This is a genomic window from Kitasatospora sp. NPDC058170 (assembly GCF_042883905.1).
GTDB lineage: Bacteria > Actinomycetota > Actinomycetes > Streptomycetales > Streptomycetaceae > Kitasatospora.
On record NZ_JBHVUV010000025.1, the window covers coordinates 13,923 to 27,289 of the forward strand.

At 73.7% G+C, this 13,367-nt stretch carries 8 protein-coding genes; 7 read left to right on the forward strand and 1 reads right to left on the reverse strand.

What is annotated here, in order from left to right:
• Positions 1-24 precede the first annotated feature (24 nt).
• A complete protein-coding gene (locus ACFVVX_RS26600) occupies positions 25-2,043 on the reverse strand; it encodes a glycoside hydrolase family 15 protein (RefSeq protein WP_387949132.1) in 2,019 nt (672 codons plus the stop codon).
• Positions 2,044-2,754: 711 nt separating this feature from the next.
• Here ACFVVX_RS26600 and ACFVVX_RS26605 point away from each other — a divergent pair.
• The 7 genes from ACFVVX_RS26605 (at position 2,755) to ACFVVX_RS26635 (ending at position 13,038) form a co-directional block, all read left to right on the forward strand.
• Entirely contained in the window at positions 2,755-4,431 is a 1,677-nt protein-coding gene (locus ACFVVX_RS26605) for a CTP synthase (protein ID WP_387949133.1), read from the forward strand.
• Between the two features lie 91 nt (positions 4,432-4,522).
• Positions 4,523-5,167, forward strand: coding sequence for an NUDIX domain-containing protein (locus ACFVVX_RS26610; RefSeq protein ID WP_387949134.1), 645 nt, complete (start codon positions 4,523-4,525; stop codon positions 5,165-5,167).
• A gap of 183 nt (positions 5,168-5,350) precedes the next feature.
• On the forward strand, positions 5,351-7,765 hold the full coding sequence (locus tag ACFVVX_RS26615) for an AAA family ATPase (protein WP_387949135.1): 2,415 nt from the start codon (positions 5,351-5,353) through the stop codon (positions 7,763-7,765).
• 261 nt (positions 7,766-8,026) lie between these two features.
• A complete protein-coding gene (gene ald, locus ACFVVX_RS26620) occupies positions 8,027-9,142 on the forward strand; it encodes an alanine dehydrogenase (protein WP_387949136.1) in 1,116 nt (371 codons plus the stop codon).
• 675 nt (positions 9,143-9,817) lie between these two features.
• Complete coding sequence (locus ACFVVX_RS26625; RefSeq protein ID WP_387949236.1) at positions 9,818-10,894, forward strand: ParA family protein; 1,077 nt, start codon at positions 9,818-9,820, stop codon at positions 10,892-10,894.
• Positions 10,891-11,538: a hypothetical protein gene (locus tag ACFVVX_RS26630; RefSeq protein ID WP_387949137.1), complete on the forward strand. Its 648-nt coding sequence runs from the start codon at positions 10,891-10,893 to the stop codon at positions 11,536-11,538. The genes ACFVVX_RS26625 and ACFVVX_RS26630 overlap by 4 nt, the downstream gene beginning before the upstream one ends.
• A 588-nt stretch (positions 11,539-12,126) precedes the next feature.
• Positions 12,127-13,038, forward strand: a complete 912-nt coding sequence (locus tag ACFVVX_RS26635; protein ID WP_387949138.1) for a segregation and condensation protein A — start codon at positions 12,127-12,129, stop codon at positions 13,036-13,038.
• The last annotated feature ends 329 nt before the right edge of the window (positions 13,039-13,367 follow it).

Consider the following 13,367-nt stretch of genomic DNA (forward strand, 5'->3'; position numbering starts at 1 on the left):
CTGGCCCTCGTCCGGCCGGGCCGGTCAGACGGTGGCCTGCTCGGTGCGGTCGCCCGTGCGCCCGTCCGGCTGGGCGGACAGGTAGGCGCCGCCGCAGGCGGTCAGCCGCAGCGCGGTGTCGATCAGCGGGACGTGGCTGAAGGCCTGCGGGAAGTTCCCGACCTGGCGCTTCTCGCGCGGGTCCCACTCCTCGGCGAGCAGTCCGAGGTCGTTGCGCAGCGACAGCAGCTTGTCGAACAGCTCACGGGCCTCCTGCACCCGGCCGATCATGGCGAGGTCGTCGGCGAGCCAGAACGAGCAGGCCAGGAAGGCGCCTTCGTGGCCGGAGAGGCCGTCGACGTTGTTGCCGCTCTCGTCGTGGGTGGGGTAGCGCAGCACGAAGCCGTCCTCGGTGGACAGTTCGCGCTGGATCGCCTCGATGGTGCCGATCACCCGCTTGTCGTCCGGCGGGAGGAACCCGACCTGCGGGATCAGCAGCAGTGAGGCGTCCAGCTCCCTGCCGCCGTAGTACTGGGTGAAGGTGTTGCGCTCCGGGTCGTAGCCCTTGTCGCAGACGTCCCGGTGGATGGTCTCGCGCAGCTCGCGCCAGCGCTCCAGGTGGCCGTCGGAGGGGGCGTCCTCGGGGGACTGCTCCAGCAGCTTGATGGTGCGGTCGACGGCGACCCAGGCCATCACCTTGGAGTGGACGAAGTGTCGGCGCGGGCCGCGGACCTCCCAGATGCCCTCGTCCGGCTCGGTCCAGTGGTCCTCCAGGTACTCGATCAGCCGCAGCTGGAGGTGGTGGGCGTGGTCGTTGCGGACCAGGCCGGTCATGTGCGCCAGGTGCAGCGCCTCGACCACCTCGCCGTAGACGTCGAGCTGGAGCTGGCCGGCCGCGCCGTTGCCAACCCGGACGGGCTGGGAGCCCTCGTAGCCGGGCAGCCAGTCCAGCGAGGACTCGGTGAGCTCGCGCTCGCCGGCGATGCCGTACATGATCTGCAGGTTCTCCGGGTCGCCGGCGACGGCGCGCAGCAGCCACTCGCGCCAGGCCTTGGCCTCGTCGCGGTAGCCGGTGCGCAGCAGCGAGGAGAGGGTGATCGCGGCGTCCCGGAGCCAGGTGTAGCGGTAGTCCCAGTTCCGCTCGCCGCCGATGTCCTCGGGCAGCGAGGTGGTGGGGGCGGCGACGATGCCGCCGGTGGGGGCGTAGGTGAGGCCCTTGAGGGTGATCAGCGAGCGGACCACGGCCTCCCGGTAGGGGCCCTGGTAGGTGCACTGGCCGGCCCACTCGTGCCAGAAGTCGGTGGTGGCGTCGAGCATCTCCTCGGCGTCCGGCGCGGTCGGCGCCTCCAGGTGGGAGGCCTGCCAGGTGAGGGCGAAGGCGATCCGCTCACCGGCCGTGACGGTGAAGTCGGCGTAGGTGGTGAGGTTGCGCCCGTACGTCTCGGCCTCGCCGTCCAGCCAGACGGAGTCGGGGCCGGCCACGGCGACGGTGCGGTGGCCGCCGTCGGCCTGCTCGACGCGGTGCACCCAGGGGACGATCCGGCCGTAGCTGAAGCGCATCCGCAGTGCCGAGCGCATCCGCACGGTGCCGCTCACGCCCTCGACGATCCGGATCATCTGGGGGACGGAGTCGCGGCCGGCCAGCGGTCTCGGCGGCATGAAGTCGATCACCCGGACGCTGCCGCCCGCGGTGTCCCACTCCTGCTCCAGGACGAGCGAGTCGCCCCGGTAGCGGCGCCGGTCGGCGGGGACGGCCGGCGCGGCGGCGGTGGGCGGCGGGATCCGGAGGTCGCCGGTGTCGGCGAGCCGGACGCGCGCGGCGGCGGCCGCCGCCTCGGCCTCGGCCGGGGTGGGGGCGGCGGCCGGGGCGGGGAGGTCGGTGGCGACCACCTCGGCCGGTCCGATCCGCCAGAAGCCGTGTTCATCGGTGCCCAGCAGGCCGGCGAAGACGGCCGGTGAGTCGAATCGGGGCAGGCACAGCCAGTCGACCGCCCCGTCCCTGCTGACCAGGGCGGCGGTCTGCATGTCCCCGATGAGTGCGTAGTCCTCGATACGGCCGGCCACGTGGATCTCCAGTTCGCAATGTGGTCACGACGCATCGGCGATCCGGGTCGAGCCAGCGGTCTGCGGGGCCGGGGTGCCACCCCGGGACGTCCGGCCCGCCGGGGGGTGGTGGCGGGCCTTGCTGGAGTGTCCGCGCGGGGTTCGATCGAGCCCCTGGAGTGGGTGGGGAGGAGCTGGATTACGGGGAGGTCCGGTCGCGCATCGGGGACCGAGAGAGTCCTGACCCTCCCACGCCCTCCGCGTGCTCTGCTGTCGGCGATGCGTCCGTGCAGCTTACGACGGACGAAAGGGGCGAAGCACGCGGGCGCAGCTCCGTGTGGCGCCACAATTCGGCGGAAATGCCGTGCATCGCGGGGGAGCCGTGCAGGATGGCTCGGAAGGATCAGCTCCGGATGGCCCGTCCGGAGGGGCGGTGATGGCCCGGCCGCGCGGCCCGGAGTGGCCCGCCCCGGTGGTGGTGAGACCGGTGTGGCGAATGCGCCGGATGGTGCGCCGGGAGTGCGCCCCCGGGGTGGCGCGAGCGGCCCGGAACGCGGCCAGGCCGGGGCACTGATACCCTGGTATCCCGTGGACTGGTGGGATCAAACGCCCCGGACCAGCTGAACCGACGACCCATCCGAGCGCCGTGCACCGCACCGCGCTCCCGTCGCCAGGCGAGCCGAGAGCCCCCGCCCAAGTCACCTTCGACACGCGACCCACGGGAGCCCCCTCTTGGCACAGCCCCATTCCGGCAAGGCATCGAACGGCCGCGCCGTGACGACCAAGCACCTCTTCGTCACCGGGGGTGTCGCCTCTTCGCTCGGCAAGGGCCTCACCGCCTCCAGCCTGGGCGCCCTGCTCAAGGCCCGCGGACTGCGCGTGACGATGCAGAAGCTCGACCCGTACCTCAACGTGGACCCGGGCACCATGAACCCGTTCCAGCACGGTGAGGTGTTCGTCACCGACGACGGCGCCGAGACCGACCTCGACGTCGGCCACTACGAGCGGTTCCTCGACACCAACCTGCACGGCTCGGCGAACGTCACCACCGGCCAGGTGTACTCGACCGTCATCGCCAAGGAGCGCCGCGGCGAGTACCTGGGCGACACCGTCCAGGTCATCCCGCACATCACCAACGAGATCAAGGCCCGGATCCGCCGGATGGCGACCGAGGACGTCGACGTGGTGATCACCGAGGTCGGCGGCACCGTCGGCGACATCGAGTCGCTGCCCTTCCTGGAGGCCGTCCGCCAGGTCCGCCACGAGGTCGGCCGGGACAACGTCTTCTTCGTGCACGTCTCCCTGCTGCCGTACATCGGCCCCTCGGGCGAGCTGAAGACCAAGCCCACCCAGCACTCGGTCGCGGCCCTGCGCAACATCGGCATCCAGCCGGACGCCATCGTGCTGCGCGCCGACCGCGAGGTCCCGCAGAGCATCAAGCGCAAGATCTCGCTGATGTGCGACGTGGACGAGGAGGCCGTGGTCGCGGCCATCGACGCCAAGTCGATCTACGACATCCCCAAGGTGCTGCACGGCGAGGGCCTGGACGCGTACGTGGTGCGCCGGCTGGACCTGCCGTTCCGCGACGTGGACTGGACCACCTGGGACGACCTGCTGCGCCGCGTCCACGAGCCGCAGCACATCGTCAAGGTCGCCCTGGTCGGCAAGTACATCGACCTGCCGGACGCCTACCTCTCGGTGACCGAGGCGCTGCGCGCCGGCGGTTTCGCCAACAACGCCCGGGTCGAGATCAAGTGGGTCACCTCGGACCACTGCACCACGCCCGAGGGCGCGCGCGAGCAGCTGGGCGACGTGGACGCGATCTGCATCCCCGGCGGCTTCGGCGACCGCGGTGTGGACGGCAAGGTCCAGGCGATCACCTACGCCCGTGAGAACAAGGTGCCGCTGCTGGGCCTGTGCCTGGGCCTGCAGTGCGTGGTCATCGAGGCCGCCCGCAACCTGGCCGGCCTGCCCGAGGCCAACTCCACCGAGTTCGACGCGGCCGCCAAGTACCCGGTGATCTCCACCATGGCCGAGCAGCTGGCGATCGTCGACGGCAAGGGCGACCTGGGCGGCACCATGCGCCTGGGCCTCTACCCGGCCAAGCTCGCCGAGGGCTCGATCGTCCGCGAGGTCTACGGTGGCGAGCAGTACGTCGAGGAGCGCCACCGCCACCGCTACGAGGTCAACAACGCCTACCGGGCGGACCTGGAGAAGACCGGCCTGCAGTTCTCCGGCCTGTCCCCGAAGGGCGACCTGGTCGAGTACGTCGAGTACCCGCGCGAGGTGCACCCCTACCTGGTGGCCACCCAGGCCCACCCGGAGCTGAAGTCCCGCCCGACCCGCCCGCACCCGCTCTTCGCGGGCCTGGTGAAGGCGGCCATCGAGATCAAGACGGCCGCCCAGTAGGACGTGTCGTTCACCCGACGGCGGCCCCGCGATTCCCGCGGGGCCGCCGTTCGGCGTTAGATTGTGTCGTACTGACGAAAAGGGGAGACCGATGGACGACCGGCAGCCGCAGATCCGCGACGTGGCCGAGGAGTGGGAGATCCGGGGGAGCACCACCCCGTTCCAGGGGAAGGTCACCGGGGTGCGCACCGAGGAGGTCCGGATGCCCGACGGCAGCTGGGCCCGCCGCGACTACCAGACCCACCCCGGCTCGGTCTCCGTGCTCGCCCTGGACGACCGGCAGCGGGTGCTGATCCTGCGCCAGTACCGCCACCCCGTCCGCCAGCGCCTGTGGGAGCTGCCCGCGGGCCTGCTCGACGTGCCCGGCGAGAACCCGCTGCACGCCGCCCAGCGCGAGCTGTACGAGGAGGCGCACTGCAAGGCCGGCCGGTGGCAGGTGCTGGTCGACTTCTACACCTCCCCGGGCGGCACCGACGAGGCGCTGCGGCTCTTCCTCGCCACCGACCTCGCCGAGGCCGAGGGCGACCGCTACGAGGCGCACGGCGAGGAGCTGGAGATCGAGGTCGCCCGGGTGCCGGTCCCCGAGCTGGTCCGGCTGATCCACGCCGGGGAGCTGCACAACCCGACGCTGATCACCGGCACCCTCGCCCTGCACGCCGCGCTCACCGGCCCCGGCGGCCTGGACGCGCTGCGCCCGGCCGACTCGCCCTGGCCGGCCAGGCCGTTCCGGGCGTGAGCGAACGGCTCCCGGCCCCCGGGTTGATCCGCGGGGGTGATTTGCCGGTTCGTACGACCGGATGTCACCCCCGCTGAGCCGGACGGTCGAACTACGCTTCGCAGACGGGCGCCCGTCGCGGGCCGCCTCCGCTGAGCTGGGTGACCGTCGGGAGTGGCACGGGTGGCGAGGAAAACGGCGACGATGGACGCACGGCCCGCGATGACCGCCGAGGGCGCCCCCGCGCTGGACCGGCTGCCCGCCGGGCCGGCGCTGTTCGTCGGCCGGCGCGCCGAGCTGGCCGCACTGCGGGCCGCCGCCGCCCGCCCCGCGGACGGCCGCAGCACCGTCCTGGTGCTGGCCGGCCGCCCCGGCTCGGGCCGCACCGCGCTGGCCGTGCGCTTCGCCGTCACCGTCGCCGCCGACTACCCCGACGGCGTGCTGTTCGCCCGGCTCTCCGCCCCCGACGGCGGCCGGGTGCCGCCCGCCAGGGCCGCCCGCCGACTGCTGGAGCAGCTCGGGGCGGACGTCGGCGCCGTGCCGCTGCCCGGATCCGCCGAGGACGGCCGGGACGAGCCGGCCTGCGTCGCGCTGCGCGAGGCGCTGGCGGGTCGGCGCGTCCTGCTGGTGCTGGACGACGTGCGGGACGCCGGACAGCTCTGGCCGCTGCTCGCCGACGAGCCCGGCTGCCTCGTCCTCGCCACCACGGCCGGCCCGCTGACCGGGATCGAGGACATCGACCCGGTGATCCTCGGCGGACTGGACCGGCAGGCCTCGGACGAGCTGCTCGGCGACCTCGTCGGCGGCACCCGGATCAGCTGCGACCCGGTCGGCGGGGCCGACCTCGCCGAGGCCTGCGGCTCCGGGCCGGCGGCGCTGCGGCTGATGGCCGGCTGGCTGCGCGGCAACCCGAAGGCGGCCGTCACGGACGCGGCCGCGGAGCTGGCCCGGGTGGTGCGGGAGGGGGCGGCCCGGCCGGACGGGGCGGCGGGCGCGCAGCCGCAGGGGGCGGTGGGGGAGGCGGACAAAGTCGGCCGGCCGGAGGGGGCCGGCGGGCCGGAGAAGGCGGGTGGGTCGGAGAAGGCGGGTGGGCTGGGGAAGACGGGTGGGTCGGAGAAGGCGGGTGGGCTGGGGAAGACGGGTGGGTCGGAGAAGGCGGGTGGGCCGAACGGGGTCGGAGGGGCGAGGGGCGTCGGAGGTCCGGCGGGGGCGGGCGGGTCGGAGAGGGTCAAGGAAGAGGGGCTGAAGCAGGACGGGCCGAGGGCGGGCGCCGGGAAGCCCGGCACGGTGAAGGCGGAGCCGTCCCGCTCCGGGCGGCCCGGAACGGGCGACAGGGCCGGCCGGAAGGCGGCTCAGGCGGCCGCCACGGCCCCGGCGGCCGTTCCGGGGGGTGCCACGGAGGACGGGAAGCGGGCGGCCGCGCCCCCCGGCGGTACGGACGCGGCGAGGCGCAAGGCGGCCTCCGGGGCTCCGGGGGAGCCCGCCGCCGAGCCCGCGACCGATCCCGCCGCCTGGGTGAAGCCCGGCCCCGAGCCCGCCGAACCCGTGCCCGTCCCGGACAACGACCCGCTGGTCGGCGCGTTCACCCTGCTGTACGGCGCGCTGCCGGCGGCCCAGGCGCGGATGCTGCGCGCGCTCACCCTCGCCCCCGCGCAGACCGTCGATCTGCGCACCGCCTCGGCCCTGGTCGGCTGCCCGGCCCCGGAGGCGGCCGCGATGCTGGCCGCACTCGCCGAGCGGGAGCTGCTCGGCGAGGAGCCGCCCGCGGACGACGGCACCCCCCGCTACCGGGTACCCGGTCGGCTCCACCCGCGGCTGGTCCGGCTGCGCGGGCGCGAGGACCGGCCCGCCGAGCTCGAACTCGCCCGGGCCCGCCTGCTGGAGCGCCTGGTCCGGCTCACCGATTCGGCCCGCGCCCTGCTCGACCCGGCCGGCGGCCCGGGTCCCGACCCGCTGCCCGGGCCGCTGCGGCTGCGCTCGGCGGCCCAGGCCCGGCAGTGGCTGCTCGGTGAGCGCGACCTGCTGCTCGGGGCGGTCGCCGACGCGATCGGCCAGGGCGACCTGGACGGTTCGGCCGGCCGGCTGGTCACCGCCCTGCTCCGGGCCCTGCCGCTGACCGGCGCCGCCGCCCCCGCCGACCTGTACCAGCTGCACGAGCTGGTGCTGACGGTGGCCGAGCGGCACGGCAAGGCCCGCCGGGCGGCCGCCGCGCTGCTCAACCTCGGCGACCTCCAGGCCGCCGACGGCCGCTGGGAGCCGGCCGTCGGGCACTACCGGGCGGCCCTGGAGCACGCCCGGGCGGCGGACGACGAGGCCGCCTGCGCCCGGGCCCTGGAGGGCGCGGCCGGCTGTCACCGCGCGCTCGGCGACGCCGTCCGGGCCGCCGACTGGTACGGGCGGGCGCTCGGCCTGCGGCAGTCCATGGGGGACCCGGCCGCCGAGGCCCGGCTGCTCACCCGGGTGGCGGAGGCGCACACCGCCCAGCGCCGCTTCGACGAGGCCGAGCGGGAGTACCGGGCGGCGCTGGGACTGCTGCGCCGCCTGGGGGACGAGCGCGGCCGACAGGCGGTCGGTGCGGCCCTGGCGGACCTGCGGGAACGCGCCGACGCCGGGTGGTAGGGGGCACTTCCGGAGTATTGTCGAAGATGCCTGGTTGGTGCGGCTTTGGCAGGAAGATCGCCGGGGAAGCCTACGAACCTGCCAATGTGTCCGGCGGATTTATTCACTTTGGAAGGCTGACACGCCGCCTGGGCTTCATTACACTCGAACTCAGTCGCGCAGCGATCTGTGCCCCGGTGCCTTCCGGAGGCTTCCCCACGTGCGCGTCGCCCGCCGGTCTTCTCCGGTAGGGACCCCCATGGCAAGAGGACGTGTTTAGCCGTGAAGGTCGGCATCCCCCGCGAGGTCAAGAACCACGAGTACCGCGTGGCCATCACGCCCGCCGGCGTGCATGAGCTCGTCCGCAACGGGCACGAGGTCTACATCGAGGACAACGCCGGTGTCGGCTCCTCGATCCCGAACGAGGAGTACGTGGCCGCCGGCGCCACCATCCTCCCCACCGCCGACGAGGTGTGGGCCACCGCCGACCTGCTGCTGAAGGTCAAGGAGCCCATCGCCCAGGAGTACCACCGGCTGCGCAAGGGCCAGACCGTCTTCACGTACCTGCACCTGGCGGCCGACCGCGCCGGCACCGACGCGCTGGTCGCGTCCGGCACCACCGCCATCGCGTACGAGACCGTGCAGCTCGCCAACGGCGCCCTGCCGCTGCTCGCCCCGATGTCCGAGGTCGCGGGCCGGCTGGCCCCGCAGGTCGGCTCGTACCACCTGATGCGCCCGGCCGGCGGCCGCGGCGTGCTGCCCGGCGGCGTGCCCGGCACCCACCCGGCCAAGGCCGTCGTCATCGGCGGTGGCGTCTCCGGCTGGCACGCGGCCACCATCGCGATCGGCATGGGCTACGAGGTGACCCTGCTGGACCGCGACATCAACAAGCTGCGCGAGGCCGACAAGGTCTTCGGCACCAAGATCAAGGCCATCGCCTCCAACGCCTTCGAGCTGGAGAAGGCCGTCCTGGAGGCCGACCTGGTGATCGGCGCCGTGCTGATCCCGGGCGCCAAGGCCCCGAAGCTCGTCACCAACGAGCTGGTCTCCCGCATGAAGCCGGGCTCCGTGCTCGTCGACATCGCCATCGACCAGGGCGGCTGCTTCGAGGACTCGCACGCGACCACGCACGCCGAGCCGACCTTCCAGGTCCACAACTCGGTCTTCTACTGCGTGGCCAACATGCCGGGCGCCGTCCCGAACACCTCCACCTACGCGCTGACCAACGCCACGCTGCCCTACATCGTGGAGCTGGCCAACCGTGGCTGGAAGGACGCGCTGCGCCGTGACCCGGCGCTGGCCAAGGGCCTGAACGTGCACGAGGGCCAGATCACCTTCGGTGCCGTCGCCGAGGCCTTCGGCCTGGAGTCCGTCTCCCTGGAGAGCGTGCTCGCCTGACCTCCGCGTCCTGGTGACCGCGGCGGCCGCGGAGGTCCGAGGCGACTCGGGGCTCCGCGGCCGCCCGGCTCGCCGTCGTCGTGTGGTTCTCCGTCGTCGCCTGGTTCCCCGCCGTGTCCCGGTCGCCCCCGGGTGCCGGCGACCCCTGCGACCGGTGACCGACGTGTCCGGGTGACCGACGTGTCCCCGTGATCGTGATGTGCCCTTCGGGAGGGTCCGTGCCTGGTCGGCGCGGGTCCTCCCGGCCCGGTCCGACCCCTGCGGGGCGGACCGTCGGCCCCCGACCCGATTCCCTCGGGCCGGGGGCTTCGCCATGCCCGTGAACGGCCGGTGACATGGGCGGGTCGCTCTGTCGTCAATTTCTGTGGGTCGCGTCACCCGACCGCAGAAACGTTAGGGTCAAGGGCCGGTCCATCCCTTGACAGCGGGTGGCCCGATAGTCGACACATCCTGCCCACTACCGTGGATTGTGTTGCTGCGAACGCCTTGAAGAGCCTAGAGTCGCAAACCGTCGGCATGCTGCCACGCTGACGAATCGACATAGAGTCCTGGATGCCCAAGGAGGTAAGACGACTTGTGAATGAGTCGACATTTGCTCCCGGGGGTGGTCAGCCAGGACTGGCGGAGCACGCCGCCGGACTGCCGAGTGAGGAGCCCGGGGCCCGGCAGGCCACCGTGGGCTCGGCCGAGGTCGGCTCGGTCGCTCTCCGTACTTTCGAAGCACGCCAGAACACAGCACAGGTGACCCAGGTGACCACGGTGACCGACTTCGACGCCGATCTGCCGGCCCACGGCCTGGCCTACGGCGAGTTCGCCTACGGCGCCTACGATGACCCGGACGCCGAGTACGAGCCGGATCCGGAGTACGCCGCCACGCTGGCCCCCGACGCCGCGCGCCAGCGCCGCGAGCGGGTCGGTCCGACGGGCCGTCCGCTGCCGTACTTCCCGATCCCCGCACCGGTCGCCGAACACGGCCCCGCGCAGATCATCGCGATGTGCAACCAGAAGGGCGGCGTCGGCAAGACCACGTCGACCATCAACCTGGGTGCCGCGCTGGCCGAGTACGGCCGCCGGGTGCTGCTCGTCGACTTCGACCCGCAGGGCGCGCTGTCCGTGGGCCTCGGGGTCAACCCGATGGAACTCGACGTCACCGTCTACAACCTGCTCATGGAGCGGGGCCTGACGGCCGATGAGGTGCTGCTGAAGACCGCGGTGCCGGGCATGGACCTGCTGCCCTCCAACATCGACCTGTCGGCCGCCGAGGTGCAGCTGGTCAGCGAGGTGGCCCGGGAGTCCGCGCTGGCGCGCGCCCTGAAGCCGCTGCTGCCCGACTACGACTTCGTCATCATCGACTGCCAGCCCTCGCTGGGCCTGCTGACGGTCAATGCCCTGACGGCCGCTCACAGCGTCATCGTCCCGCTGGAGTGCGAGTTCTTCGCGCTGCGCGGTGTCGCGCTGCTCACCGAGACCATCGAGAAGGTCTGCGAGCGGCTCAACCCCGAGCTGCGGCTGGACGGCATCCTCGCCACCATGTACGACTCGCGCACCGTGCACAGCCGCGAGGTGCTGGCCCGGGTCGTCGAGGCGTTCGGCGACCACGTCTTCCACACCGTCATCGGCCGTACCGTGCGCTTCCCGGAGACCACCGTCGCCGGCGAGCCGATCACGACGTACGCGACCAACTCGGTCGGTGCCGCCGCCTATCGTCAGCTCGCCAGGGAGGTGCTCGACCGGTGCCGCCCCGCCGAGTGAGTCTCCCGGGGGCCGACGAGCTGTTCCGGACCACCGGCGGGATGGCGCTGTCGCCCTCCCTCGCGCCGCGTCCGGCCGCCGAGGCGCCCAGACCGGAGACCGCGCGGGCCGTCAACGGTGCCGGTGCCGGTGCTGCGGACGGCGCCGAGGGTGCCGAGGGCACCGACGAGGCCGGGCAGCCGTACGAGCGCCGGCAGCCGGCCCCCGGGGCCGGTGTACCGGGGCCGGCGCAGCCTTCGGGGCTGCAGCAGGGCGCCGGGCAGGGTGCCGGTGCTGGGCAGGGTGGTGCGCAGGCCGCCGCACAGGCGGGGAAGGCAGCGCCGGGCGGCCGGGCGGCCGCCCCGGCGCCCCGGCAGCACGCGGGCGCCGCCGAGGAGCAGTCGGGCGGAAACGGGCGCCCCCGTCCGCGCGGCCGCGCCCCGCGCCGCCCCAGCGGGCGGGAACGGCACGACGAGAAGATCACCGTGTACGTGTCCGCCGAGGAACTGATGGACCTGGAGCACACCCGTCTGGTGCTGCGCGGCGAGCACGGCCTGGCCGTGGACCGCGGCCGGATCGTCCGGGAGGCCATCGCGGTGGTTCTGGCGGACCTGGAGCAGCGCGGCGAGGCCAGCATCCTGGTGCGGCGGCTGCGCGGGCGCTGAGGGCGCCTGGAGGGCGTCTACGGGCGCTTGGTGCCCGGGTGAGCCTGGGTGAGCACCGGCCGGTCGCCGGTGGGCCTTCTGCGGGTCTCTGTGAGTCTCTGAGGGGCTCGGCGGGTCTCTGCGGGCCGAGGGGGGGCTCCGGGCGTTCCGGGGTGCCGGTGGCCGTCCGCGGGCCGCGACGGGGTGCTGAGAGCCGCTGTCGGGCCGCTGTGGGCCGTTGCGAGTCGACGCGAGCTGCTGCGAGCCGATGTGAGCCGACGCGAGTCGATGTGAGCTGCCGTGTCGGCCCTTGTGAGGCGTCGCGGGCTCCGGGAGTCGTCGAGTCGAGCGTGGTGGGCCCGTGGCCGGGGTGGATGCGATCCGCGGTGTGCCCGATGCGCCACGGCGTGTCGACGGCCCCGGCGGGGGGTGGGCGGCGGGGGCGGGTGAAGATGGACCGTCATGCCGAGCACCTCCGAACCGTCCGCAGCGCCTGTGTCCGCTGCTGCCTCCTCTTCGCCTCCGTCCGCTTCCTCACCTGCTGGTTCTGTCTTCGCCGCCGCGTCCGGTGCCGCCTCGGGTGCTGAGTCCGATGCCGTGTCCGGTGCTGTGTCCGGTGCTTCGGGCACCGCCGTCGGTGGGGCGGCCGGGGCTCGTCGGAGCGCTGGGCCGGTCGGGGCGACCGAGGAGCCGCGGGGCGGGTTCCGGGTACGGCTGGACAACTTCGAGGGCCCGTTCGACCTGTTGCTGAGCCTGATCGCCAAGCACCGGATGGACGTCACCGAGGTGGCGCTGGCGACCGTCACCGACGAGTTCATGGCCCACATCCGGGCGATGGGACCGGACTGGGACCTGGACGCCGCGACCGAGTTCCTGGTCGTCGCCGCCACGCTGCTCGACCTCAAGGCCGCCCGGCTGCTGCCCGCCGCCGAGGTCGAGGACGAGGAGGACCTCGCGCTGCTGGAGGCGCGCGACCTGCTGTTCGCCCGACTGCTGCAGTACCGGGCGTACAAGCGGGCGGCAGCCCTGTTCGGCGAGCGCTGGGCCGCCGAGCTGCTGCGGCGGCCCCGGACGGTCGGACTGGAACCCCACCACGCGCAGCTGCTGCCCGAGGTCGTGATCAGCGTCGGCCCGGCGCGGTTCGCGGAGCTGGCGGCCAAGGCGATGGCGCCCAGGCCGAAGCCGGTCGTCTACGTCGACCACATCCACGCCCCGCCGGTCAGCGTGCGGGAGCAGGCGGGCCTGGTGGTCGGGCTGCTCACCGAACTGGGGGAGGCGTCGTTCCAGCGGCTGGTCGCGGACGCGCCGGACGCCCTGGTGGTGGTCGCCCGCTTCCTGGCACTGCTGGAGCTCTACCGGGAGCGGGTGGTGGCCTTCGAGCAGCCGGAGGCACTGGAGGAGCTGCTGGTGCGCTGGGTGGCCGACGCGGACCGCGGGGTGGTCGAGGTCACGGACGAGTTCGACCGGCCCGCGGGAGAGAGGTTCGACCGGCCCGAGGGAGAGAAGGAGGAGGAGCGATGACGTCTGGTGCCAACGCCGGGGGGCGGCCGGTGCCCCGACGCCCGCTCGGCCTGCCGGGGCGGCCGCGGGCGGAGGAGTGGCTGGAACCGGAGCTGCTGCCGGAGCTGCTGCCCGGGGCGGAGCTGGATTCGGAGCTGGAGCTGGACCCGGGGGTGGCGGCGGGGGCGGCAGCCGTGGAGGCCGGGGTCGGGGCGGTGTCGACGGCGGAGTCAGTGGTCGTGCGGGAGCCGGCGGTGCAGGTGGTGCACCAGAAGTCGGGCCCGCCGACTTCTGGTGTCGGGGAGTCCGGCGGCGGCGAAGCGGAGGCGGCGGCGGTCGTGGAGGCCGGG